Consider the following 26,939-nt stretch of genomic DNA (forward strand, 5'->3'; position numbering starts at 1 on the left):
TCAAGACACCTAATCCCAAAAGTGAGTCAATATTCTTAAAATATTTATATGACTTAAATCTTGCAAAAGTTACAATGTGAGTCAAACATCGAGTTTTATCAGAATGATTCAAATTACATAATCCGAAAGTTAAGTCATATTTTCCTCAGCAGCTGACATTCAATATCTGTGCCTTGCCGTGGAGCTTCATGTTTTCGCTTGAGGCGGGGATGAAAATGCAGTCGCCTTTGAAGAAGTTAATGCTGAAGTCATCTCCGTAGAGGACGCCGCAGCCGTCGGTAACTAACAGGGCATGAAAGCTGTTCTCTTCTGCGCGGAATCCGGGCATCTGGCGGCCTTCGGTGTTTAGAAGCCAGCGCTCCACCTGGAAATATTTGCAGCGGGTGAGAAGCTCGCTGGCGCGGCCGTTCTCGTACTTCAGAACTCTCATGGGCTGGCGCGGCTTGGAGCTTGCCTTGAGGTTCGCAACCTTCAGTGCCTTTTCAATATGGAGAGGTCGCTTGTTTCCGTTCTTGTCCACGCGGTTGTAGTCGTAGAATCTGTAGGTAAGGTTGCTGCTTTCCTGGATCTCTGCTATCAGGGCACCGGCGCCGATGGCATGTACGGTTCCGGATTCTATATAGAAGAGGTCGTTCTTGAATATCTTCACGTGGTTAAGGTGCTTTTCTATCTTTCCGGTTTCGATGCCTCTTCTGACCTGGGCCTCCGTAACGTCATGGCTGAAGCCGTAAACAAGCTTTGCTCCCGGCTTTGCGTCGAGAACATACCACATTTCGGTCTTACCTAAGGAGCCGTTTTCATGGGCAAATGCATACTCATCGTCGGGGTGAACCTGCACGGACAGGTCCTGTTTCGCGTCTATGAGTTTTATCAGGATAGGCAGCTCCGGCTTGCCGCCCATGGTTTCCAGGGGGTGGGTGCCGAGATATTCGGGGTGCTCCCGGAGGATTTCCGTAAGTGGTCTGCCGTCCTCAAGGGTCGAAGGGCCGTCGGGGTGCGTGGAGCAGACCCAGGCCTCCGCAAAGGGGTTAATGTCTATATTTAGATTGAAATCGTCATTTAGTTTTGTGCCGCCCCATAGGTAATCCTGTGCCGCCGGCTTCAAAACAAATGGTGTTTTTTCTTTCATAATTGTCCTCATACCACCGATTTACATCGGTGGCACATATAGTAATGGGAAGTATTTTTACACTATTATTCATATCACCGATTTCCATCGGTGACATAAATAGTTATGGAATATATTCACATCAATCTGTTCTGTAAATGCATGTTTTAACCGTTTATCTCTGTATAGATGAAAACCAATATCCCATTACAATTCATATTTCTTCTTATCGCCGACATTGATGTCCTTGCCGAGCTGCACTTCGATGAGCTGCAGGCCTTCGTCACCGGCGATGACGGTGTGCTTCGTGCCTGCTGCCATGGTCACCACGTCGCCGGGCTTGATAGGCTGCTCCATGCCGTCAACGATGGTTTTGCCGGTGCCCTGAATGACGTTCCAGATTTCGTCGCGGTGCTCGTGGGAATGGTAATTCATCCTATGACCGGGCTTGAGAGTGGCCTTGATGGTCAGGGAATTTTCCTCCACGTCAAGGATTCTGTAGGTTCCCCAGGACTTGTCGGCGAACATGATCTGCTGGTCAATGGCGTCCACGTATGGCTTGATCTGAGCGCTCTGCTCCTTGTCGGACACAAGAATGCCTTCGGGGCTTGCGGAAATCACCATATCCTTGAGGCCCATGCCGAGGATCGGGATGCCAAGTTCGTTGATGATGTGAACATTGGCACACTGATCGTTCACCTGTCCATTTCCGATAATGTTTTCGTCCATAACTTCGGTGAGGGTGTTCCAGGTTCCGACGTCCTTCCACTCGCCTTCGTAGCGCACGACCTCGATGCTCTTTTCGTTCTCAACGACTGCGTAGTCAAATGAAATCTTCCTGAGGTTCTCATAGTCCGAGAAGAGCTCGGCGTAGTCTGAGGTGCCGAGAAGTTCCTTCGCCTTGTCGAGAACGTAGGAAAGCTTGTAGGCGAAAACGCCGCCGTTCCAGAGGGCGCCGGCCTCGATGTATTCCTTCGCTTTTTCCTCGGTGGGCTTTTCGGTGAAGGCGTAGGCAGCATTACCCTTCTCGTCCTTTATGGGCTTAATGTAGCCGTACTTGTCGCTGGGGTAGGTGGGCTGAATGCCCATGAGGACCAGGTTCTTGTCGCCTTTCTCTGCTTTTTCGTAGAGCTTGTTTACGCACTCGAAGTAGGAGAAATCCACGTAGGGGTCAACGGGGCACACAACTACTGCCTCGTTTTCCGGCACCTGCTTTTCATCGTGGAGGTAGGCGGTGGCCAGAGCGATGGCTGCAAATGTATCTCTTCTGCAGGGTTCCACGCTGATGCCAACGTCGTAGCCCAGTTGGTTATGGATGGAGGATACCTGAGATTTGCTGGTGGCGATGGTCACTTTGGCGTCCGGGTCTACGGTTTTGATCTGGTCGTAGATGCGCTGGACCATGGAGGCGTACTCGCCGTCTGATTTTTTGAAGATTTTTATAAACTGTTTGGAGCGGATGTCGTTGGAAAGGGGCCAGAGGCGCTTTCCGCTGCCGCCGGATAGTAAAATTATATTCATGTTTGTTTCCTTTAGTCTTTGATAACGGACGGAAATGCAAGGGTTGCGCAACGGCCCACGAGATTGAAAGTACATCCTGTTCCGAGTGTTCGCCCCCGATCACACTGACGTGTGTCTGGGTCGGACACTCAGAACAGGATGTTCTTTCAACTCGCAAGCCTAGTTACACATCCCTTGCATTTCCTGGTTATTTAAATGGTTATTGGTAAACAGAATAATAAAACTAATTTACCCTTTTAACAAGCATAACTTTGTTCATCTCATCGTCAGACAAATAGGGATCCATGTCCTCCAGTGGCGGGCTGACGATGGAGCCGTCGGGGAGTTTCTTCGCAGCGGACTTCGGGAGGAACTGCTGGGACATGGTCACCATGATCTCGCAGATTACGGGGCCTTCTGTATCGAAGGTTTTCTGCACTGCGGCTTCCAGGTCCTGGTTGTGCCATACCCTCATGAAGGGGTAGCCGTAGGCTGCGGCCAGTTTCTCCATGTCCGGGAAGCTGAGGTCGTTAATGCCTTCGACGCCGGAGTCAACGCCGATTCCTACAAGGGGCTCTCCTTTGAACAGGTTCGACTGGGTCTGTCTGATGGAGTGGTAGCCGCCGTTGTTGATGAGGAATATCTTTATAGGAAGCTTGTGACTTATTATGGTCTGAAGCTCCTGAAGGTTCATCTGGATGGAGCCGTCGCCTGTGAGAAGGATGATGTCATGCTTCTCGTATGGCGGGTAGGTTTCTTCTTTTCCGGTCCAGTACGGGTCGCGTATTTCTGCCTGAAGACGCTCGTCCACGGTTTCATGGTAGGATGGGTCGCCGGAAGCATTAACGGAATGGACAGCTACGGCTGCGCCTATGGCTGCCGGGAGGCCGTATCCCATGGAGGCAACGCCGTCCTGGGAGATGAAGCGGGTTCCGTTCTTAATGATGTAAGCCTGGCCGCCGGCTACGCAGGGGGAGCCGTTGCCAACTACTGTTACCTGGCCGGGCTCTGCCATGCGGGAAATGACGTCCACAACGGCGTAGACATTGGCACGGTTCTCAGGGTCGTCCTGTTTGTCGGGAGCTTCGCTGTTTGGTGTGAAGTGCTCCGGAAGGACGGTGGGGTAGTTTTGTCTATAGAAGGCGCAGGTCTCGAGCCAGGTGAGGTTGGAGGCAGCACCGCCAACAACTTCCTTTGCTTTTTCTGTGTGGCAAATGCTTGCGGCATCCTCGCGGTTCATGCCTTCGCCGCCCTTGAAAAGAGGGTTGTCTCTGGTGACGCCCATTTTGTCAAGCTCATGGAGCAGAGCCTTGAGGAGCGCTCTTGCATCTGCGTGAACCGGGAGATCGCAGTGAACTGATGGCTTTCTGAGCTCATCTGCGTCGATGTCGTTTACGATAACGTAGGCTTCTCTTGCCCAGGTCGTGAAGTTGTAGCCTACCTGACGGATGTTGAGTCGGGAGCCAATGCTGAGAATCAGGTCAGAATTCTGTACTGCGATGTTTCCGGGGCGATCGCCTCGTCCACCGGGGCGTCCAACGTAAAGCGGATCCTCTGTGGGGATGATGTCGGGGGCATTCCAGCCGACTACTATAGGAATATTGAGTCTGTGGGCAACCTCAAGGAAGAGGGTTTCTGCACCGGCGATGCGTATTCCGTTTCCTGTATAGAAGATTGGGCGCTTTGATGCTGCCACCTTCTCGATGATCTTCTTTGGGATAGTCGGGTCAAGTGGCGGTACCGGCTTCTCGCGGTCAGCGGTGTTGCCGTCTTCGAAACGGAGGTGAAGGTTGCTGTTAATTCCGGCTTTATTCAGAAGAGCTAATGCGTCAGCATTTGAAAGTTCTGATGCATCTGCGGTGTTAGCATTTGAGGAAGCTGCTGTTTGTTTCAGAAGCTCTGCGGTATCGGAATTTGAAGAATCCGGTGTTTCTGCATCTTTGTTAAGTGCTTTTTCATCGGATTGTACTTTACTTTCAGAAAGTGCTGAATTTTTATCCAAAATTTCGTATTTACGCCATCCGTCGCCTCCTGCTTCATAATCCTCAGGATCGAAGCCTACCAGGTCGTCTGTCTCGATGAAAGTTCCCTGAACGTCAACGGGGATATCCAGCCAGACCGGACCGGGGCGGCCAGTCTGTGAGAGGTAGATGCATTTTTCCACAGCATAGCGGACTCTCATGGGGTCACTGAGCATTTCCGCATATTTTGTCATGCAGGTGATGGACTTTGTGATCTCAAATTCCTGATCTCCCATGGCTCTAAGGCGAGTACCGTTCTGCTCTTCTGCCCAGCGGGCGGTATTGTCATAACGGACCTGTCCGGAAACTACGATCATGGGTATGGAGTCGAGCCAGGCGCCCAGAACGCCGGTGATGGCATTGGTGCCGCCGGGGCCCGAGGTCACGCAAAGAAGAGCCGGGCGGTTATATATACGGGCATAGGCTTCCGCTGCCATGGCGCAGGCCTGCTCATGATGCTGATAAAGTGTATGCATACCTTTCTGGTGTCCGAAGGCATCGTTAAGATGCATGGCGCCGCCGCCTGTGACAGAGAAGTTCTGGGTGATACCGTTTTTGACAAGTGTTTCAGATATGTACTTCGCTAGTTTTATCCTCATTTAGTTCTCCATTCTGCTGCTTTTCGGGCAGCTTTATTTTCCGATGTAATTCATTCATTCCATTTTAAGATATGGGGCCTCTGTGGCGCAACCTTAAAATTTATACATAAAATAATGCAAAGGATCTGTAATTGGGTGATCTCCCTTTTTATCCTTATTCTTATTAATTTAAGTTAAGCCATAAATTTTTAGTTTCTAATCGTTATCTTAATATACGAACTCAAATATTTTGTATTCAATCGCCTTACAACGGGTGACTCAATTAGAATAATTTCGGATTTGAGGTCATGTCTGCAGCACTCATCGGATGACCCAAAAGGAAGATTCCTTGAAGTTAAGTCAATCAGGCACCTTGTGGTAGATGACCCAAAAAGAGCAATATTGGGTTTTAGGTCACGTTTACAGCGGCCATCGGATGACCCAAAAGGAAGATTCCTTGAAATTAAGTCAATCAGGCACCTTGTGGTAGATGACCCAAATAGAGCAATACTAAGCTTGAGGTCATGTCTACAGCACTCATCGGATGACCCAAAAGGAATATTTCATGATATGAGGTCAATCCGCTACCTAGTGGTAGATGACTCAAAAAGAGCAATACTGGGTTTGAGGTCATTTCTAATTATAGTTGTCCAAAAATTGGGGCAACTAAAATCTTTTGTGTCCTTGACAAGGGGTACAATTCAAAAAAATAACTCAAATATTTTGTATTAACTCAAAAAGGAACTCAAATGATTTGAGTTCCTTTTTGAAATTTAAAATTTATAGAATGATTCCTGATGAATTTCTAGTTGGATTTGCATCATACAATATGCTCTACGCCGATTTTTACAGCAAGCAGCATCAGTACAATCATGATGGACGGACGGACGAGTCTGATGCCGTTTTTCATCATGAGGCCGGCGCCGATGTAGTTGCCGAGCATGTTGCAGAGAGCGCAGGGGATGCCGAGGGCGAAGAGGGTGTTGCCACTCATTATAAATATGACGAGGGAGGTGATGTTGGTGGTGAGGTTAATGGCTTTGGTCTGGCCGTTAGCACTCTTTACGCCGAGTTTAGCAAATACTGTGAATGCAATTATGAGGAAGGTTCCTGTTCCGGGGCCATAAAGTCCGTCATAGAAGCCGATGATAAGGGCTGCCGCAACGGCGGTGATGTAGGTTCGTCTGTCCGGAACTGCTTCAGTGTCTCCGTTATCTTTGAAGAGATTTTTGTTAATAACGATGAAGGCTGTCACCGGCAGCACAAACATAAGCACGGTCACAAGCACTTTTTCCGGTATATGAAGACTGAGTCTTGCTCCCATAGAAGAGCCAATGATTGCTGCCACTATGGATGGCACTGCGATTTTCCAGTTGATGAGGCCCTGCTTAATGAATCTCGCGGTGGCGACTGTGGTTCCGCAGGTGCTGGACAGCTTGTTGGTGGCTATGGCCATGTGTGCCGGGAGTCCAGCCAAAAGATAAGCCGGGAGGGATATCAGCCCTCCGCCTCCACCGATGGAATCCACAAATCCCGCAATAAATAGAAGCGGGCAGCAAATCAGATAGGTTGTTAAAGTCAATTCCATAATCGTTTCCCTTACTCTTATATTAACGATTTTTAATTATATTTTTTGACGTACAGATGCCGATCTAATCGGCTTTCTTGTGTTATTGAATTATTTGCCAAGAACATTAAAAAAGCGGGGGTTAATCCATTCAGACAAATTTTATGTTCTATACTTACCGTAGAAACAGCTTCCAGATCCTCGATTTATCAAAGAGCACGATGCACACATCCATGAACAGATGGGCAATGAGGGTGCTGACCAGGACGCCATTGGCCTTAAGCAGGAAGCCCGAATGGAATCCGTACCAGGTAACTCCCGCTGTATACGCTCCCATTAGTATAACGAAGGGGAAGTTTTTTACAATACCTGTGATGTCGCTTTTGAAGCCTTCCCAGGTGACGTCAAAGTAGAAAAGACGGCCAACTACCAGCATTACGAAGTATATGATGAGACTTTCGTAGTTGTAGCTTTCGTAAATGAACCTTATATATAGAAGGATAAACACCACGTAGATGGAGCTTACGAGTCTCATGGAGGCTCTCTGCTTGGCATCGATATGGCGCATGGGCACTAGGATCCGGTCAAGGATTCGATTCAGAAGCATTGACAGAAGCAGGAAAAGTAGGAGCAGCCAGTCCTTGTAGTCGTTCCACATAGCGTTAATGCTGTCCACGTTTATGCGGTCGCCGATGATGTAGTACAGCGACAGGAGCAGCAGGATCGAGGTGCTGGCGAATACAAGTTCGTAGAAGGATTCTATGAATTCCAGCGGGCGGCGATACCTGAAGTCCGGGGTTCTGCGACCGATAAGTCTGCGACGTTGGTTCCTGCCACGGTTGCGGCTAATGTTTCGGCTCCGACTTCTGCCGGCGCTCCGGCTGATGTTCCGGCTTTCAGGGGCGATAACTCTACTTCCGCTTCGGTTTATGCTTGCTCTTTGAGAAATCTCCGTATCACCGTTCCTGCCTGAGCTTACACCGTCTCTTTCGCTTCGGCCTCTATTCAGACTCTGACTATCGTCAATGTTTAAATCCCGAATTCTTTCATTAGTTCTTCCAACTCTTCTTCCGATGGTTTCTCTATGTCTTTCTTCGCCATCTTCCATACCAATATCAGATTCGGAAACCCTGGAGATGCTTCGGTTTATGCAGGCCAGGTTTCTGCGATTTGTTTTAACTTCTGAATCTTCCTCGTCGTAGAAATCATCTGAGTCATCATAAATGTCATCCTCATCTGATTCCAAATCATCACCAATTGTATTTCTTTCAGATACATGGCGTGAAACCCGTCGAAGATTTCCTTCAGAAATTTCATCAGGGTCATCTAATTCTTCCTGATCTTCTTCCGGTATCTCCTCCGGGTCTATTTCCTGCCAGATTCTGGCCGTCATAAATATTATCCCCATAACAATGACAAGTCCGGCCAGGGATACAAGGAAGAAGGATATGGCCATGTCCTTATCAAAATAGTGCTGCGCGTAGTTTAAATATTCCATTTAATTTCCTCAAAAATAGAGCTCTCAACCTACAACTAAAGTACTTATATTTTGAAATAGTCTTCTTATAAATAAGCAGCTAGTGTTTTCACATCGCACAACCCTAACACTTGGACCGTTCCCGGTCAATGAACTTTAATTATAATTCAGTTAATTTTCATAATCTGGGTAACAGTTCAGCCGGCAATGGTTCGCGAAGACCGTGGTCGACTCTTTTCCCCACCATCCGGAGTTATTGGAACCACTGATTGACCTTAAAACTCAGAATTCAGAATATAAGTCAATGTAACCCGCCATTCAGGATGACCCAAATCCTGATTACCTGAAATTGAGTCAATGTAACCTGCCATTCAGGATGACCCAAATCCTGATTACCTGAAATTAAGTCATTATAAGCTGCCATTCAGGATGACCCAAATCCTGATTACCTGAAATTAAGTCATTATAAGCTGCCATTCAGGATGACTCAAATGCTGGTAACCGGAATATGGGTCAATGTAATGCCTTGTTCACTGCAAAAATAAGGCATCCTGGCTGAACTGTTACTAATCTGGAAGTGTCTACTTTAAGTCCGGACTGTCTGAATTTATTCCATTGCTGTCTATTTTTATTCCATCGCTGTCAATTTCAATTCCATCAAGGGCAAAAACTGGCTAAAAATTGTCCTTGATTTTTGCACCGGTTTACTGGCTAAAATACGAATTGGTTTTATTTTTGTCAAAAACTTCGCTAAAGACTTTGTTTTTTTGTCATTTTTTGCATTTTTGCATTGTATTTTTGTCATATCTTTGTTTTTTTACATTGTATTTTTGTCACCACTACTTTATCATATTTTATACAAGGAGTAAAAACCATGGAATTAAGAAGAAAAGTAAGTGAAGATATCAAAAAATGGTATAAATCAAATAATAAGGCACTGCTGATAAAAGGTGCCCGTCAGGTAGGCAAAACATATGTTGTCAGAAATGTTCTGAAAGAGCTTGGAAATAAGTACTATGAAGTTAACCTGATAGAGTCTCCGGAAGCAATCGATGTGATCATGAAGACTACTGATATTGATGACTTTATATTAGGATTATCTGCAATTAAAGATATGCCTTTAGTTAAGAAAGAAACTGTAATATTCATCGATGAGGTTCAAAAATGCAAAGAACTTGTTACACGAATAAAGTTTCTGGTCGATGAAGGCAGCTTTAGATATATATTGAGTGGTTCTCTTTTAGGTGTAGAGCTTACAAATCTGGAATCTGCTCCTGTGGGATATATGACAACTATTGATATGTTCCCGTTGGATTTTGAAGAATTCCTGCAGGTAACAAACATTACACAAAACATTATGGAACATCTTAGGGAATCTTTTTTTAAAAGAATGCCCATAATGGATACAGTACATTCAAAGTTAATGTCTCTGTTTCGACAATATCTTGTGGTCGGAGGGATGCCTGATGCAGTAAGTACATTTGCTGAAACGCGCAACCTGAATGATATAATACGAATTCACAATGATATCATAAATTTATACAAATTGGATTTTACACGTTATGAATCCGAAGATAAAAAACTTCAGCTTATAAACCTCTATGAAAAGATTCCGGCAGAGTTGCTAAAACAAAACAGAAGATATGTTGTGACAGACGTAAAAAAAGGACTTCGATTTGATCGTATTGAAGACTCCTTTTTATGGCTGAATAACTCAGGAGTTGCACATTCTGTTTATAACGCGACAGAACCAAGAGTTCCTTTGAAGGCAAATATTAAACAGAGTTTGTTTAAGCTGTATTTGTCCGATGTTGGAATGCTTACATCATTGTATGGGATGGATACAAAACGAAGAATCATTTCAAATGATCCCCACTTAAATGGTGGAGGAATATTTGAAAACGCGGTTGCTCAGGAATTAAAAAGTAAAGGATTTGATTTATATTATTATAATTCAAACAGACTTGGTGAGCTGGACTTTGTAATAGAGTATTTAGGTGGAAGCTTTCCGCTGGAAATAAAGAGTGGCAAGGATTATACCATTCACTCTGCCCTTAATAATTGTTTAGCAAATGAACAATATGAAATGAATGAAGCGTTTGTTCTTGCGGACTGTAATATCTCTAGCGAAGATAAAATCACCTATATGCCTATATATATGACAATGTTTATAAATAATGCTTCTAATGAAGATGTACTCTTAGAAAATATAACTTTTTAATAATTACGCTGATAATGAATAATTTGCGATCAATAGCAAGGAAGCAAAAAAGTACCTATGTGACTTTTTTGCTTCCTTTTAATAAAATGTAGATAATGGCGCAAATGTGGCTCATGAAATGTGTGGCACAGGTTGGAACTGGCTCATCCAGCTGATGATCTCCTGTTCCAATTTCAGGTTGTTTTCCAACATATAGCTTATAACATCTGTGTATTTGCCATAGGACAAGAGATTTTTCGCCTTTGTCCTGTCGTTTTCTTCAAGGTGCTTTCCGTAATCAGCATAGGTTTTTAGTTCATCAATTCCCATCCAAAGTGGGCTAATGTCTATGCCGGTTCCTCTACGCAGGCTTTCGAGAATATAAAAGCCGTCGGGATCGATATCTCCGAAATGGAGCCACTGCTTTTCGCATTCGTGATCCTGATATATTTTCTGAGGTTGCTTCTCCGTTTCTCGTTCCGCATATTTTTTATGCAGTTGCTTCTCGGCTTCCTGATCATTGTTTATCTTCTGAGAATTCTTATACCTCTCATCTTCCTGATCTTTGTATATCTTCTGTAAAAGCTTCTGTTTTACCGTATTATGATATCCACTTAGATAAATATAGAAACTATCATTTCTCGCGGGCAATCTGTTGAAGGATGTGAGATTTTCAACAGTTATAATCTTTTCCCCATAGATTTTAATCCTTTTCAGCTTTCGCAGGGTTTCCGATGAAAGGGCCAGAGGATGCTTACAACTCAAATGTAGTTTCTCGCCGGATCCATCAAATCGTGGAGTTTCCGAAAGCCCCTGAGGATGCTCACAGCTTAGATGCATCTTTTCTCCGGAACCCTCAAACCACAGATCTCCATCGCCCTTCAGATAAACATAGGAGGGATTTGCAAACACCTGATATTCTTCAAGGATTATCTGCTGTTTCTCCCGTTCGTCCTCTATCTCATCCCAGGTTTCATTCTCCCATCTTTTGTCATATCGAGTCAAAAACCTGCACACACGGGTGCGGAATTGTTTTTCAAATGTCTTGCTGTCAGAAAGCACCATGATGGAAAGCTCCCGTTCCAGGATATCCTTTTCATTTGTTATTAAAGCTTCTACCAGCTTAAGTACTTTGTCCGCTGTCTCCCGGTCAATGGAGCTGTGCCCGTCAAGAGATGCCTTTTTCCCGGATTCCAGGCGTTCCAGCTGCTCAGTCACGAAGATATCAATTATCGGGTGTGCGCCGAGCCAGCCTCTGTAGAATTCCTTTTCTGCCTCCCTGAGCTGATCTTTGCTTTCACTCCCCAAAAGCTTGTAGTAAAAAGGCATTACCTCTACATTAGCCTTAATGGACTGTATCTCCCCATTTTTCCAGGAAAGAGTTACAAGCTCCACCCCATTTGACGACGAAAATTGTCTAGGCTTCTCCACATTTGCTGACAGAACGTCTTCAGGCTTATTTCCGTCTGCTTTAGAAAAATCTTCAGGTTTCCCCACACCTGCCGGCAGAAAATGCTCCAGCTCTTCCATTTCCTGGTGAAAATTCCGTAGTTCCCTCGGGTCAGCAAAATCGCTGTAATACTCGCGAAAGACAGCATCCGGGCGGATAACAAAGGACTGATTGACTTTATTTTCCCCGGAATAGGTTTTACTTCTTTCATATTTGTTCAGAAGAAGGCTCAGCACCTTCCTCTGATACTTCGTTATTTCTTTTTTCTGCATCACGATACCTCTGCAAGTCCTTCAACCACTCGGGTATACCGTCCCGACTCTACAAAACCCATTGTGCGGAACAGCTATAGGAGAATTCGGCCACGATACCTTCACAAGACCTTCAACCACTTGGGTATACCGTCCCGACTCTACAAAGCTCATTGTACGGAACAACTATAGGAGACAACGTTTACGATACCTTCACAAGACCTTCAACCACATGTGTATATCTTCCCGACTCCACCAGGCTCACTGTGGAATGAATGTATGATCCAATGCTTGCGATCTTCTCAGGCGGTGCAGCGTAAATTATCTGGAAGTTGTTTTCCTCGAAATACTGCACCATTTTCTCGATTCGTTCCTTTGATAATGCTGAGAATGCCTCATCAATGAAGCCGAGGCGCATGCAGCATTTGTCCTTGGGATAACACTGGAGAAGTGACGCTGCCAGAATGATAAAGTAGGGTGTCTGCTTTTCTCCGTTGCTGGCTGATCCCTGTTTCTTTGACAGTTCTGCCTGCATTTCCTCCTTGCCCTGACGGCTGGTTATCTCCATATCGTAGGTGAAGTAATTTCTGTAATCCGTGTACTCAGACTCATCTTCACTGTCAAGGATCAGGTCCATAAACTCTTTGATGTCACGTTCCATTTCCTCATCGTTACGGAGAGAGTTCATATAAACCTCAGGATTATCCATGTAGGCATTGAGCTTATTGGAGATGCGGAAGAATACCTGTCTGTCGGGCTTTTCTTCCATAATAAATTTATAAGTATCGTTTCCGAAAGGTATCTTCCTGAGTTCCCGGTTAATGTTGTCCATTTCCTCTCTTGCGGCGGTAATCTTTTCCCTGATCTCCGCCACAAAGTCATTCATGAAGGCGCTTTCCAGCTTGCCTGCCTGTTCCTGAAGGCTTTCCGAAGCTCTTTCGATCTGAACATTGGCAAGATCCTGGTAAAGCCCACGATAATACACGATAAATGCGGGACCTCTTCTGTTCATGTCTCCACCGGCGATACGGCAATAGGCTATCTGGATGTCCTCCATGTTTTTAACCAGGTTGTTCTCAACTTCGTTCCTGAGCTCGTTAAGACGCTTTTCAGTCACCACGATGGAGCGGCCGTTTCTTTCTCTGAGCTTTTCATACTCGGACAGCATTTCTTTCTTCAGCTCGAAATGTTCACGCTCCAGCTCCAGATACTGGTTTTCAGCCACCTTCAGTTTGCCTGAAAGCTCGAACTGGTTCTTTTCCTCGTGTGCAGTTTCATTTTTATTGACAATGATGTCCTGCTCCGCCTTTTGTCTGATGCTGTCTGCTGTCTTTACCGCAGCCTGAGCGGCCTCCTGCTCCTGAAGGATCGCCACGAAGTCAGGATTGTTCTTAAGATCGCTGAGGGCCTTTTCAAGCTCACGCTTCTTCTCTGACTGTTCAGCATGGAGCAAAGGTGCATTCATCTTATAGTGGTCTTCGTTGAGATCAAGCTTTTCCAGTTCGTCCTTATGCTCCCTCAGGACTTTGAGTTCCTCTTCCTTATGCGCAAGCTCTTCCCGGAGCTGCTCCTCCTGTTTCTTCGCTTCCTTTAACTGTAGTTTTATGGCGTCCTGTCCGAAATATATCTTCGTTTTCCGGATATCCATGTTGGAAAATGCATAGCTTTTCGCAAGTCCGCCGTCCTCCATGAGACCGCCTTTGGGGAAATCATGAAGCTCCTCAAGGTCTTTGCAGAGGTGTATTCCGTTTAAAAGGTAGTTCACATACCTTCTGGCGTAAACATTAGGCACAGTAAGAATGCCGGCGGCGGAGCCTTCCTGAGCCTCCGTATCCGGAAGCTTATCAGTGATCACAACTGTGGCGGAGTAGTTTTTGGAATTGTGCAGCACCTCCATGGCACGGTGACAGTATTTCCCGTCCACTATGATGAAAAAGCGTTTTCTGCCAAGGAAGGTCTCTATGGCTCTCCGCCATTTGGGCTCCTTCACTTCGGATACAAGCTCGGCAAGGAAACGGACATCTGTGTCGATTCCGTCTTCTGCAAATGCTTTCTTAATTTCTGCTTTGGCCGCCTCTGCTTCCTTTGGATAGGTCATTACATTGTTTTCGAGCTGACGAATGGTTTTCGCAACCTCTATCTTCTCGTCCTGAAGCTCCTTAACCGCGTCACCAATGTGGACAAGATCCGCAGATATCTTCTCCTTTTCCTGAGTAAGCTGAGTTTTAAGAGAGAAAAATGCAGATAGCTTCCTATCCGCTGCAATCTCAGGGTCGGAAAATGCTGTTCCCACCCTTCTGTCTTCCTCATTAAGCTCCGGCAGTGCCCAGTTAAGCAGTGCCCCGATCTGCTCCTCAAGTTTAGTGAGAGTTGCTATATCCTTTTCGAGATCAGTGAGATCACGGCTCATGTTCTCGATCTGATGCTCCAGGCCGCTTAGCTGTGACTGCATGTTCTGGAAGTCCTGGTTGCTTCTGCAGATGGTGAGACGCTCGTTGGCAGCATTGTAATCACGGAGCGCGATTTCATATTTGGCTTCCAGATCCTTCAGCTGCTTCCTTAAAAATTCGGCTCTCCGGATACTTTCCTCCTGCTGCTCACTTATGGCCACAGTATCCTGGTATCTGAACATCATACGGCGGACATTGTACCTGCGAAGCTTCTCTTCATATTCCTGCACTACCTTTTCAAGTTCTTCCAGTTTCTTTTTCCCCTGGCTCAAACGCTCATAAAGGGCTTTTATTTCTTCGAATTTCTGTCTCTGCTCCTTGAGATTTGCAAGTGACTGAATGTTTCCGGCGTCGAAAACGCAGTCCTGGATGAACTTGTCAATGTTATTCTCCGGGTTAAATGCCATCATTTTCATGATCTTCTGCCTATAGGTATGTACATCGGAGCGGAGTCCCAGGGTTCGGAGCAGCTGGCTTGTTCCTTCTTCTTTTCTTTTAAACTCGGAAGCCTTAATCAGTTTTCCATGGACGTGAAGTTCATTTTTCGGTGTTACATAAAGATTTCCGTCCTTGATTTCACAGAAATTTGCGTCTTCAAGACGGGCATCTCTTATTACAAACCAGTTCTGCATCTTACATTCTGTACAGTTGGGAGATTCCATGACCACCCCGCAAAGCTGATACTGTTCGTCCACAGGTGACCAGAACTCCATAACAATATAACTTATAACTGCTTTATCTTTTCCACGAAGATACCTGCTGTCCCCATTGCTCCTTGTATCCCCGCGAACGTAGGCAAGGACACTTCTGTCACGATCCTTTGCTGCTGTATTGAACTTGGTATTGCCGGTTAAGAGGAATGTCATGGCATCCAGTATGGTGGATTTGCCGGAACCATTGATACCGGTAATGAGCGTTGAGCCCTCAAGTCTGATAATCTCCCTCTGAAATCTTGACCAGTTTATAAGTAAAAGCCTGGAGGCGGTTTTTCTGTTTAATGTTGTCTGTTCTTCCATCACAATGTCTCCTAATAGATGCATTATTTTTGCTGTTAATTCCCGACCTACAGATGCAGATATAATTGACTTCCTCTTGTGAACATCAGTCCGTCAACTATTTGATCCGCTAAGGTCTGAAAAGTCTTATCGTGTTTCTCAAAACCTGCTGCAACCTTGTATAGCATCATATATCAGGTTTGAAAATTTCAAAAAAACCCGGAACCACTAGACCATATCATCTGTTTCGTCTTCTTCGTCCTCGCTGTTGAATCCTGATTTCCTTTGAAGCATTCTGTCTGTTGCATTCTTCAAAAATGTCTCAAACTCGTCATCGTTCATGCAGTAAAGAAGCGACGGGAACAGTGCGATACGGCAGTCCGGATCTCCGACTTTTCCCACCACATCCAGGAGATTGTATTTCTTAAACAGCTTGAGGCTATCGCTCATGGTTGTTTTATCGATGATATCCTTTACTCCGAATTTCTCCAGAGTGAAGTTGAGGTCCATTACCGAAATGAATATCTTTCGCGACATGGTGCCGGAATGGATCTTGTCATCATATATGGTCCAGATGGCACAGAGGAGGAGACTGTCTACCTTTCTAAGCATTAACCTGTTGGAGCCGACGCGCCCAAACTCGCCGCCTTCGTCCAGGTTTCTAAGCATTATCACGCCGTTTTCTCTGTCTACTATGAGGTCGAAACCGATGTAGCCGAGGTACAGGCTTAGAGCCTCTCTTTGGTTGGATACGAAATAGTAGAGCTTTTTGCTGTCTTCGTCCTTATCCCTGACGATAAAAGTTGTCCTCAGTAGTCTTCTTGCGGCTCTCTGAAACTGATCCTTTTCACCGCCGGTAAACTCATCCCAATATTCTTGCATTTCCATTGCTGGTTCCCTTCTCTCTCACTAGCATTTGTTTTCCGCCATTTAGCACTGACATACGAATACAAAGCTAATTAACTCATTTCATTATTTATCATCTATAGGCACATGTTCTTACGCCGCTCATCACTGACATATGAATGCCCATCTGACCGGCCTAAACATTAGCCCTTTTTCTTTATTATGAACTTCCTAAGAACAAATTCGCCCTTGTCTTCATACTCCGGCTCCCGGTCCATGATAATGTCATAGCCGTTCTGATCGCCATAGGCCGCTGCCGATACTGCCGCCAGAACATCTCTTCTGCTGGCGAGAGGCAATTCCTCGCTTGTCATGGTTGTGCGCCCCTGAAGCTGCTGCTCGATATACTGCTTCATAAGTTCCCTGGCGTAGGGATTGTAGGCTTCCCGCTCCTGCAGCATACGGGCTCTTTCCCTGTCCTCTTCTGTCATTTCCTCATACAGGTCAACTGTGGCTTTTCGTATGGGCTGGGCTTTTCTCGGGTATCTGAGGGACTGGAGATCCAGAAATTCCTGAGAATCCATAGCAAATAATGAGGTCATCTCTTCGGGGATTTCTTCCTTCATTCCCAGGGATTCCATCTCCGTTGCGATATATTTCAAAACCTGCTCGACTTTTCCCCTGGCATCTGCTTCTTTATTCTGTATAAATCGTGCTCTTCCTATAGCTATGTCAAGGTAAAGGGTTATCTTATTTTTGATGTCTCTCAGGATCTCGTCATAATCCTGATTAAGGAATCGGTTTGTGTTATCTATGAGGTCAATGACAAATTCTTCCGCTTCTGATTCATTTGGCAAGTCTTCTTCGTCAAAGCATCCGATGACAAGCAACTCGAACAGCTCTTTGTTGGTTCTTAACTGCCTCAGCTTCTTATTGATGCTCTGCCTGTAGAGATGGATGTTTGACTGCTTTGTGAGGCGGGCATATTCATGTATGAAATTTCCGGTGGAATATTCCAGAAGATTGTTTGTCAGGCTTTCCAATGTCTCTTCATGCACCATCTGCTCGATGTATTTCTTCATATAAGTAGAAAGCCGTTTTAAAGATTTCGCCAGGGCTTTGGCATTTCTGTATACTGATTTCAATGCAAAGGCATAGGGGTTGTCCTGCCACTGATCTTTATTGTTGAGGGTGTTATAGATATCAAAGATATAGCTTGCAAACTCGGCCTTTTCCGGGCGTTTCAGGTTCATCAGGAATTCAGCAAGCAGGACGCCCTGTTCGGTCATGATTATCTGACGTTCATAGGTTACATCATCTATTTCTTCTTCCAGCCAGCCTATGTTTGAATCCAGGAACTTGTAGATGATTCGGCTCGCGATGTCGTTGGGAGACTGGTCGACTGCATTTGCCTCTTGCTGCTTGTTTTTTCCGCGACCTTTGGAAACTGCATTCACAGCATCCTTTTTAACCCTTAGACCTTCACTTTTAATCTGTCCTTTTTTCTTATCTTGTCTTGAATCTTGTTTTGAATCATATCTTGTTTCTTGTCCTGAGGATTTGTTAACTGTAGTATCTGTATCAGCTTCATCCAATGCCTTTATATGATTCTCAGCAATATAGATTGCTATGGCATCACGGATCCGGTCTCTGGGTATACGATAGGAAACTTCACGTTCGTATTCACGGAAGATAAGCTCCAGGCAGTCCGCATAGATTTGATTGTTACTGTTGCTGGCCAGCAGATTAAAGAAGCCGTTAGGCAATTGATTGAATAGATTATTTATTGTTGTCATCTTGCGAAACCTCATTTTTACTGCTCCTATCATAACAATTTTCTAACGGGTTATGAATAGTAAAGCAGATTCGGGTTGCATTTTTTTGCACATAGATATGTGTATTCTCGTGTATTGAAAAACAGAAATTAAAAATATACAATATATGTAGGATTTCCCTACTTCCCTACTTTAAGGAGGATTAATTATATGACAGATGCAAATTTTGTTAATGATGCGAGAGTAATGTCCAAAGGTCAGGTAACCATCCCAAAGAATGTCAGAGAGGCATTAGGAATCAATACCGGAGACAGAGTGACATTTATTGTAGAAGGTAATAGTGTGCGCGTTGTGAATTCAGCAGTATATGCCCTGATGCGGCTTCAGGAACAAATGAAAGGTGAAGCTGCATTAGCAGACTTCCAGTCAGAAGAAGAAATTGCTGAATGGATTACCAAGTCAAGGCGTGAGGAAAATCAGCAATGAAAGTGATGATAGACACCAACATCTTTATTTCTGCTGCACTATTTCCTGAGGGACGTGCAGCAAAGGCACTTTACAAAGCCATGGTTGAACCTTATCAGCCTGTCACTTGCGACTACGTGGTAGATGAACTTCGTAGAAAGTTTCGTGAGAAATTCCCGAACAAAATGGTGGAATTAGAAGCATTCCTTTTTTCTGCATTACAAACTATCAAAGTGGTACAAACGCCTGAAAACATACTGGAAGATGAAAGTCTTATCAGAGACGAAAAGGATCGCCCTATTTTACGCGCTGCTCTTAACGAAGGAGCGGATCTGTTTCTTACCGGAGACAAAGACTTTCTTGAATCATCAGTTACTGATCCAAGAATAATCAGTGTCTCTACCTTTTTAGATGGCAATTGAGAGAAAATCTTCTCCATAAATTAACGACATGGCTGATATCAGAAAAACAATAAATGTATCCGCAAAACTAACAAATGAACAGTTAAATATGCTGAAAGAGGCGGAAAAAACTAAATATGTTTTCGATGAAGATAATCCTATTCTTTCCAAAGAAGAGCTTTCCCAATTCAAAAGGGAGTCAGATTAATCCGACTCCCTTTTATATTTTCACATCAACGTATTCATCATCATAATAGCTTGTTCTTCCGGTGTGGGTTCACGGTCAGGAAGGGAGGACATCTTCTGTTTTGCCTCCGAAAGAAGTGCTTTCACCTTTTCCACTTCTCTTTCGTCGCAGGCATTTTCTTCAAGTCCTGCTTCCACCTCCTGAAGATCCTGTTCCAGCAAGGCGATGATTGCCTGCATGTCACCTCTGGTAGCAGCTGCTGCAATCTGTCTCCTTCTCTTTTGTTCGTTGACAGCCACAGATTTACTGGTGGATTCCGTTGTGACTTCTCCATCATCGTCGATTTTTATCTTCATGCTTTGGAAGCCTACTTCTCCCTGCTTTTCTTCAAGAGCTTCATCTGCTGCCTTTAAATTTTCGAAAAGAGACTGGCGTTTGTCCGGATCCGTGAGGCAATCTCTCAGGTATTTTGATGAGATTTCCGCCATGCCCTGTTTTACAATGTTGAAGTTCTCATAAAGGTATTTTGAAAGATCGTCAACTGTATCAAATGACAGATTGGATTTTATATCCTCCACTGCCTGTTTTTCCTTTAAGGCTGTCCTACCCTGTTCGGAAATCTCCAGGGTATCTTTTTGGTTTAGCAATACTTCAACTACTGACTCTCCGGCTCTGTCTCCCATCTCTGTGTCTCGTCTGATTCCGGAGTTCTTTCCTCGTTTTATTATCTTTGGATTTACATTATTGCCGACATATTTTCCATATGTATCATTAATCTCTACTGCCATTTCAAACCTCCTTCATCTAATCTTTACTTCGGAGGTCAGAAACCAGATATAATGCAATTGCAGTGAACACCACTATTCTTGCAGTCAATTCCTTGTGCACTTATTATTCATCATAACTGTCAAACAAAACATCTGTCTTTCTCCTTTTTTATAAATCTCAATGTCTACATCCCCCATATATTTTCTTGCGCATTTTTGAATATTCGACATCCCAATCCCATGCGAATGTTTATCCATTTTACTCGTCACGGGAAGTCCTGTATCTTTGTCAAAAGTCACCTTCCCGTCAAATACATTTTCAATCTCAATAAAGTACAGGGTTCCTTTCATATAGGACTTAAGAGAAATTTCTCTTGCACCCTCCACCTTCCGGCAAGCTTCAAAGGCATTGTCCAAAGCATTATCCAGAATGACTGCAATGTCATAAATATCTATGGGGCCAGAACGCGGTGCCACAAAGTCCGGTTCAAAAGAAATGCCACTCCTCTTCGTTTCCTGCATCCTTTGATAAATTATGATATCCGTGATTGGATTTCCGCTCTTTAATGAAAAATCCAGTTGATTCACTGCAGTTTCCAGTTCACCGATGTAACCGTCTATCTCCGCAGTATCAGTATCGTTCCCGACATTCTTTACATATTGCATGATATGGTTCAAATGATTCCTCATATCATGCTTAAGGCCACGTAGGTCAGAATAAATATTTTCAACATCCTCTATCTCCCTGTGAAGCTGTTCCACTTGCTTTTCCAGGATTGTCTGCTTCCGCCTCTCTTCATTACGTTCAATGAGGTATTGAAACATCATCATAGCAGCAATAATGGAGCAAAGGAGCAGCAAACAAATGACTATAATCCATATAAGAATCTCCGGAACCTTGTCATAAATCAGCAGGGATAATCTTTCGTTTATTTTCAATATCATTACCCGCAAGGTCATGGACACCCCAAGGCCCGTAATGCACGGAAGTATCAAAAAGATACTCTCTCCCGGGCTTGGCTCGTAGCCTTTGTGGATATATTTTCCACTGAGGACTTTGAGATATGTAAACATTAGCCCCACATATATGGCTACGGATGCTAAGCTTTGAGCGAAAAGATAGATATTGAGAAACATATCTGCTTTTTCCACGGTTAGGTTTTCGGGTTCAAGAACGAGGCTTTCAAACATGCCCCAAGTTTCTTGGGAGATTAGGTAATAGCCGACACTTCCGATGTTTCTGATCAACTCTTTTCCGGCGGTAAAGCTTATGGCGGCGAATGTCTGCCTTTTGAAATCCCGTTCAAAAAACAAAAGCTCGAGAAGGTACAGCAATGTAAGGTCCAGCAATGTACGAAATGCAACGGTTTGCGTGTCCATCACTTTATATAGTACAGCTTCCACTGAAAGGTAAATGGTTGTCCAGAGAATGTGTATTAACTTTATGGAGTGTTTCGGTTTTAGGAACGCAGCTACGTATATCCCACTGAAAATCGCATCTGATACATATATCGGCAGTGTCAATGTAATAGTCAAAAGGTCAAACATTCACTATACCTCCGTTTTTGGCGTAGCGAAGAAACGCTTTGACGAAATCCGTATACTTCTTTTCGGCAATGATAATGCTGTCGCCGTTTAGTACCCGAATGCTGTTCACGGAATAAGCCGTCACCTTTTCGAAATTCACAAGATAGCACCTATGGCACCTAAAGAAAGTATCCCCCAATTCATTTTCAAGATCGCACATTCTGGCATAGGTTTCTGCGAGTCCACTGTCTGTATGGAAAACCACCTTCCTATCATTGCTTTCGATATATTGAATCTCGGAAAATAAGATTTTTTTCCTATTCTCCCCGTCTTTAATGATCACATATTTATTTCGTTGTTCGTCAGAAGACCAAGCCTCTTTAAGCGCCCGTTGAAACACCTCAGCAAACTTGCTTTCCTTGATAGGTTTCACAAGATAATGAAAAGCATTTACATCGAAGGCTTCTTCCATATACTCTCTGTAAGCTGTAACGAATATGATGATGCTGCGCTTCCCCAGATCTTCATGTTCCCTGCATATACTTTTTACGGAATCTTCCTGCCTTTCACGGATATGCTTCGCGAGCTCTATTCCAGATACATCTCCCATTTCGATATCAAGAAAATAAATATTGAAAAAATCTTCGCAGGAAATCAGGTCCTCACTTCCCTTAAAGAAACTGATTTTCACATCTGCATATTGTTTCCTTATCAGATCAGCTAATTGGTTTCTGACATTTATGTCGTCATCGCATACAGCTATATTCATTTCCGAATTCCTTTCGTTCCTTTTATCATTGAATGATCTACTATTATATAGCCATAATGTATTCTGCTTTTCATTATAATGTTGTGAACGACGAGATTTTTGCAGTGAAATATCTAGTTATACGATTCAAAAAAGGGATCTTACCCCAACAAAGTTTATGATTGAAGGGAATCGGTACAATCCGGTTCCCTTTTTTTATAACTCAGAGCAAGTTTATAAGACCTGATCTTGCATCCAGAATGACAACTTTGAAAAACTTCATCTAAGCATTGATTTTTTTATCATTTACTTTATACTTGCAAATAGTAATTGGGGTATGCATTTGCGGATGCATACTTGAAGGGAGTCGGATTAGTCCGGCTCCCTTCCTTTTTTAGCATTTATAACTTCTTGTCAAAATTAAAACCAACCATATCATTCTTTAATCCTTTCCTTGCTTCTCCGAAAAGAATATCCTTCGTGATATCATACATATCGGATCCTTTGTACTTGTCTCCCAAAACCCGCTTATTGTCACTATCTATCTTTTCTTTCAAGGCAGCCTTTTCTTCCCGTGCCACTTTTAACTTTTCTTCCAAAGCCTCTTTTTGCTCTGCTTTTTCTTTTTTCCTTTCCGCAACCTTTTCTTCAGTTTTTTTCTTTTCTGCCTTTTGCTGACGGATCTTAGCTCCATATTCATTTGGAGACGTTACCTTTGAACGACTGTCATCATACTTACCTATAGACCAGCAGCTAATGCCTCCGTCCTTATCTATGGCCCATCCCATAGCAACAACAGTACCGCCACCACTCTCTATTCTTTGACGTCTTTGTGCATCCAACGCTTGCATATTTGCAATTTCTTTTTCATATTCCTCTTCAAGCTCTGGATCATTTGCCATCTTCTGTAAGAAGTCCGGAGAGATTGCTACATTGGTTGTTTTATTGGAACCATATCTCATTCCCGGCTGGAAATTTGCCGCGGCAAAAGTGTAGCCACCATATTTTTTACTGAGATATTTCAATTCATCCGCCGCTGTTTTCCTTATGTTGTTAGAACTATTTTCATTCTCAACGGATGATATCTGACCGGTTGAATTCCCGGATTCATTTACAACTTTTGAATTACTTGTTCGATTTGTAGTCTTTTGATTGGTATATGCTCCTGCGTAGTTAACATATACACCATTTATATCCATTGCCATATTCCTGCCCTCCTTTGCAGTGAACAACGTCCCATTGAAAGCATGTTTGTTTCAAACCGGACATTTGGAAAACTCGAATCTATCAATCTTTAATCCTGACATCCATTTCATATGATTATGATTTGATAGTTATACCTCTCTACTCTTTTCTTCGAACATCAGGGCCACATATTAACCCCAATGAAGTGAACGGTAGATTTTCTGATGTAAATGGTAAAGGCTACCACGAAATAATTTTCATCATTTCATGATAGCCTATATTCCGCATGATCATTCGATTTTCTGTTGTTTACAGAAGTTCGCTTTAACCAAGGAAACGTTATTTATCATTCCGGTATCATCAACATGGCTGTAAAAATCACAGTGTCCTCTTTCTGCTCCAGCTGAATGGTTCCGTAATATTTTTCCGTGATCCGTTTTATATTCCTAAGTCCGTATCCATGGCTTTCTATATCATCCTTTGAGGTTTCAGGCAGCCCCGTATCCGGATTCAAGGACAATTCTCCCGAAAAGCTATTCTTTACCTGTATCAGGTAAGCATTGTTGTTCTTCATGGATTTTACTTCTATCGTTGAACCAGAGCATTCTTTTGATGCTGTGACAGCATTTGCCAAAGCATTGTTGAGTATTACAGCTATATCTATAGCTTCAACCTTACCGGTTGTGGGATAACGGAACTCGTCAATGAACTCAATACCTGATTCCTCAGCTTCTCGTCTTTTTTCTGATATAACAATGTCCGTGACAGGATTGCCCGTTCCGGCATTTATATTCGTAGCCGGAAAGCCATCATGCCATTCATTAAGATATGTTACGGCCGAAGCATTATCACCTTTTTCCAAAAGATTCCCCAAAACCATGATGTGATCATTTATATCGTGCTTTATTCCGCGGATTTCAGCATACAGCTTTTCAATCGAATGCACATGAACTGACAGTTCTTCCACCTGTTTTGATACAAGTGCGTTCTGCAGTTGATCGTCCCGTGACTGCTTTATCTTTTGATATAAGTAAATAACTGAGATAGTTGCCAGGAACGCAATAAATCCGAATAGCCCACGCAGTCCGTCATATATAGTATATCTGTCGGGTACATGCTCCTTAACAGTTTTGAAATATGCATCAGATAAAAATGAGGATATCCAATATCCTGCAATTATTGCAACGTAGGATGTCACAAACAGAATGAACTCACTCCACGACATTTGTTCCTTTTTTCTGTAATAGACTTTTTCAGATATTATGATTTCAAGATACCTGAGTACATTCTGAATAACATACAATAGCGTTACCGCGACATAATAGAGCACAAACTGCTGCATGCCATCGCTTAGTTGTGGATTCATAAACGTTATCCTGCTAATGCCTTTCCATGGCAACAATGACATTTCACTGGATATCCACAGGAACATATATATGGTCAAAGCCAGAAAGCATTTCTGTGTGATATTTTTCTTTTCAACAAGAATAGATATTGTTAAAACAGTTATCATCCCCAAAGGATATGCCGTAAGACCTGACATGGGATATGGGATTAAATATATGATTAACATGATTATGAAGTAGGCTATACCTATGATCACAGCCCCTGATTTCTTCCTCATGTATGGAATATAAAAACGCATCACAAGCAATGCACTTATAAATAGATTAGTGGTAACTACCACAGTATCCCCAATTGCTCTCATCATGTCTAACGCCATGAATTGCTTCTCCTTAACGTATATATGCTTTTTGTGGAACATTTCAGCCGGTGGACCACTAACTCCGTCCACTTGGTCCACTGGCTGAAATGTTACTATTTGTCGATATTTCCGACACGTAATTCATATTATCTCATTTATTTAGTCCCGATTTTAATTTATCATGACGCAATATAGTAGTTCCCGATTCTATTTTATTTTTTAACTTCCGCATAGGTAGTTTAACAACATCTGCAATACTCCATATAGGCTCTGATAAATCCTTCATACTCCCTTCTTGCAATAGGAACATTATCTCCTCTGCACGTTATCAGTGTTGTCCTGTCATATCGCTCCACATACTTCATGTTTACAAGATATGATCTGTGTATACGATAGAAGTCACTTCCTACAAGGCTTTCAAGTGCCGATAACTGTCCATAGTATTCTATGTTTTCATCCTTCATATGAAGTATTGTTTTCCGGTCATACACCTCTGCATATACGAGCCTTGACAGATTTATGCGGATATGCGAGGTCCCTGACTGGATTTCAATATACTTGTCATGATTCCCCGACAAATCCCCGCATCGCTCCAGTTCTTTCATGGCATCATCAATTACTTCATTAAGCTTTTCATCTGCAAAAGGTTTCACAAGAAAATGAAATGGATGCAGATCAAATGAACTAAACACCTGACTTTCTTCACCGGTTACAAAGATTAGTATCTTTCTCCAATCTCTGTCTCTCAATGTCTTTGCCACATCCATTCCGCTCATCTCAGGCATCCAGATATCAAGTAATAGAATATCCGGGAGTTTATCGGCAGCCAATAGCTCTCCTCCGGAAGTGAATGTAATAATCTCTGCCTCCGGACAGATTTTTGCAACTTTCTCAGCAAGTATGTCACATATTCTTTTTTCATCATCACAAATAGCAATTCTCATGTCTGTCTCCGATCAACTCCGGCCGGCACAGATCAGACATCCACCGGATATCTTACGCCCTCCCGAAAAGCATACTATTTATATATTATCTACTATAAACCGATATAGTCATCTGCCAATGTAGTAAATGGTTGATTTTCTGCAGTGAACGGTAAGTTCATTAATTTTCCCAAATAAAACCCCCGGAAACACATCAGTTTCCGGGGGTTGTGAATTCTTTTCGATTCTTCGAAGATTATCTCTTTGAGAACTATTTCACTGCCCTAAATGCCTTGTTTTAGGCATTTACAATATAAGTTGCTGTTTTTCTGAAGTACATTTCTTGCAAATGCCTCATCAGATATTACTACTCCATGATCTTTTAGCTTTTTTATCTGTTCATCTATTGTGTATGGTTTCTTTAAATCCATATATTCTCCATAAAGTAAAAAAGCCAAGCTCAACGCTCGGCTTGGTCCCAAGTGTTATTCGCACCTGGCAACTCTGTTGAGGTTATAATACCATATTTTACCGTTTTTTCAAGCTCTATTTTCTATTCTTGACGATAACATCAAAGCACTTTGCGCTTTAACTTGCGCTTTATCATAAGCATCAACTTCATATAACTTTAAGCTTCTCATATTCCACCTAAACATAAAACAGGGACAAGAAACCTTGTCCCTGCTGTTAACTCGCTCACTTATAAGGCTGTGCATCACCGGGTCTTTGACACCCCAAAACCCCAGGAGGCGCTCCACGCCTTATTTTTTTGTCAAATTTCAAATATTTGTAATGCGTAATTGCGTAATTTCT

At 43.4% G+C, this 26,939-nt stretch carries 20 protein-coding genes; 4 read left to right on the plus strand and 16 right to left on the minus strand.

Translation table 11 applies throughout. The annotated features are described in order from the left end of the window. Window positions 1-145 precede the first annotated feature (145 nt). The 5 genes from BLV86_RS11000 to BLV86_RS11020 form a co-directional block, all read right to left on the minus strand. Window positions 146-1,129 carry a type I phosphomannose isomerase catalytic subunit gene (locus BLV86_RS11000; RefSeq protein ID WP_090817205.1) on the minus strand — a complete coding sequence of 328 codons (984 nt, stop codon included), beginning with the start codon at window positions 1,127-1,129 and terminating at the stop codon, window positions 146-148. Window positions 1,130-1,315: 186 nt separating this feature from the next. Continuing rightward, window positions 1,316-2,629 carry a sugar phosphate nucleotidyltransferase gene (locus BLV86_RS11005; RefSeq protein ID WP_090817208.1) on the minus strand — a complete coding sequence of 438 codons (1,314 nt, stop codon included), beginning with the start codon at window positions 2,627-2,629 and terminating at the stop codon, window positions 1,316-1,318. A 223-nt stretch (window positions 2,630-2,852) separates the two neighbouring features. After that, a complete protein-coding gene (locus tag BLV86_RS11010; RefSeq protein ID WP_090817211.1) occupies window positions 2,853-5,228 on the minus strand; it encodes a thiamine pyrophosphate-binding protein in 2,376 nt (791 codons plus the stop codon). 799 nt (window positions 5,229-6,027) lie between these two features. Then, on the minus strand, window positions 6,028-6,795 hold the full coding sequence (locus BLV86_RS11015; protein ID WP_031553433.1) for a sulfite exporter TauE/SafE family protein: 768 nt from the start codon (window positions 6,793-6,795) through the stop codon (window positions 6,028-6,030). A gap of 154 nt (window positions 6,796-6,949) precedes the next feature. Continuing rightward, window positions 6,950-8,272: a hypothetical protein gene (locus tag BLV86_RS11020; RefSeq protein ID WP_090817214.1), complete on the minus strand. Its 1,323-nt coding sequence runs from the start codon at window positions 8,270-8,272 to the stop codon at window positions 6,950-6,952. 853 nt (window positions 8,273-9,125) lie between these two features. On the opposite strand from BLV86_RS11020, the gene BLV86_RS11025 reads away from it, so the two are divergent. Then, the gene (locus BLV86_RS11025; RefSeq protein ID WP_044916938.1) at window positions 9,126-10,472 is read left to right on the plus strand and encodes an ATP-binding protein; all 1,347 of its coding nucleotides are present in this window, start codon (window positions 9,126-9,128) and stop codon (window positions 10,470-10,472) included. Window positions 10,473-10,583: 111 nt separating this feature from the next. On the opposite strand, the gene BLV86_RS18305 is transcribed toward BLV86_RS11025, so the two are convergent. From BLV86_RS18305 to BLV86_RS11045, 4 genes are all read right to left on the minus strand, one after another. Beyond that, complete coding sequence (locus BLV86_RS18305) at window positions 10,584-12,173, minus strand: Wadjet anti-phage system protein JetD domain-containing protein (RefSeq protein ID WP_242873292.1); 1,590 nt, start codon at window positions 12,171-12,173, stop codon at window positions 10,584-10,586. A gap of 181 nt (window positions 12,174-12,354) precedes the next feature. After that, window positions 12,355-15,618 carry an ATP-binding protein gene (locus tag BLV86_RS11035; RefSeq protein WP_175456516.1) on the minus strand — a complete coding sequence of 1,088 codons (3,264 nt, stop codon included), beginning with the start codon at window positions 15,616-15,618 and terminating at the stop codon, window positions 12,355-12,357. 207 nt (window positions 15,619-15,825) lie between these two features. Further along, window positions 15,826-16,485, minus strand: coding sequence for a DUF4194 domain-containing protein (locus BLV86_RS11040; protein WP_090817221.1), 660 nt, complete (start codon window positions 16,483-16,485; stop codon window positions 15,826-15,828). Between the two features lie 161 nt (window positions 16,486-16,646). Next, window positions 16,647-18,239: a Wadjet anti-phage system protein JetA family protein gene (locus BLV86_RS11045; RefSeq protein WP_090817224.1), complete on the minus strand. Its 1,593-nt coding sequence runs from the start codon at window positions 18,237-18,239 to the stop codon at window positions 16,647-16,649. Window positions 18,240-18,428: 189 nt separating this feature from the next. Here BLV86_RS11045 and BLV86_RS11050 point away from each other — a divergent pair, with 189 nt between their 5' ends. From BLV86_RS11050 to BLV86_RS17860, 3 genes are read left to right on the plus strand one after another with little or no spacing between them, the layout of a single operon-like run. Then, window positions 18,429-18,704, plus strand: coding sequence for an AbrB/MazE/SpoVT family DNA-binding domain-containing protein (locus BLV86_RS11050; protein WP_090817230.1), 276 nt, complete (start codon window positions 18,429-18,431; stop codon window positions 18,702-18,704). Continuing rightward, a complete protein-coding gene (locus tag BLV86_RS11055; RefSeq protein WP_029199661.1) occupies window positions 18,701-19,105 on the plus strand; it encodes a putative toxin-antitoxin system toxin component, PIN family in 405 nt (134 codons plus the stop codon). The genes BLV86_RS11050 and BLV86_RS11055 overlap by 4 nt, the downstream gene beginning before the upstream one ends. A 28-nt stretch (window positions 19,106-19,133) precedes the next feature. Then, window positions 19,134-19,292 (plus strand): hypothetical protein, encoded by a 159-nt coding sequence (locus BLV86_RS17860; RefSeq protein WP_175456517.1) that lies wholly within the window; start codon window positions 19,134-19,136, stop codon window positions 19,290-19,292. A gap of 20 nt (window positions 19,293-19,312) precedes the next feature. Here the strand turns inward: BLV86_RS17860 and BLV86_RS11065 are convergent, their stop codons facing one another. From BLV86_RS11065 to BLV86_RS17870, 7 genes are all read right to left on the minus strand, one after another. Continuing rightward, window positions 19,313-20,059 (minus strand): hypothetical protein, encoded by a 747-nt coding sequence (locus BLV86_RS11065; RefSeq protein ID WP_090817233.1) that lies wholly within the window; start codon window positions 20,057-20,059, stop codon window positions 19,313-19,315. Window positions 20,060-20,143: 84 nt separating this feature from the next. Further along, entirely contained in the window at window positions 20,144-21,586 is a 1,443-nt protein-coding gene (locus BLV86_RS11070; RefSeq protein ID WP_090817236.1) for a sensor histidine kinase, read from the minus strand. After that, window positions 21,579-22,334 carry a LytR/AlgR family response regulator transcription factor gene (locus tag BLV86_RS11075; protein ID WP_090817239.1) on the minus strand — a complete coding sequence of 252 codons (756 nt, stop codon included), beginning with the start codon at window positions 22,332-22,334 and terminating at the stop codon, window positions 21,579-21,581. The genes BLV86_RS11070 and BLV86_RS11075 overlap by 8 nt, the downstream gene beginning before the upstream one ends. 380 nt (window positions 22,335-22,714) lie before the next feature. Further along, window positions 22,715-23,518, minus strand: coding sequence for a DUF6033 family protein (locus BLV86_RS17865; protein WP_175456518.1), 804 nt, complete (start codon window positions 23,516-23,518; stop codon window positions 22,715-22,717). A gap of 326 nt (window positions 23,519-23,844) precedes the next feature. Next, entirely contained in the window at window positions 23,845-25,221 is a 1,377-nt protein-coding gene (locus BLV86_RS11085) for a sensor histidine kinase (protein WP_175456519.1), read from the minus strand. A 221-nt stretch (window positions 25,222-25,442) separates the two neighbouring features. Then, complete coding sequence (locus BLV86_RS11090) at window positions 25,443-26,147, minus strand: LytR/AlgR family response regulator transcription factor (RefSeq protein ID WP_090817245.1); 705 nt, start codon at window positions 26,145-26,147, stop codon at window positions 25,443-25,445. Window positions 26,148-26,410: 263 nt separating this feature from the next. Then, entirely contained in the window at window positions 26,411-26,557 is a 147-nt protein-coding gene (locus BLV86_RS17870) for a hypothetical protein (protein WP_175456520.1), read from the minus strand. Window positions 26,558-26,939 lie beyond the last annotated feature (382 nt).

The sequence above is a fragment of the Oribacterium sp. KHPX15 genome (assembly GCF_900107835.1).
Lineage (GTDB): Bacteria > Bacillota > Clostridia > Lachnospirales > Lachnospiraceae > Oribacterium.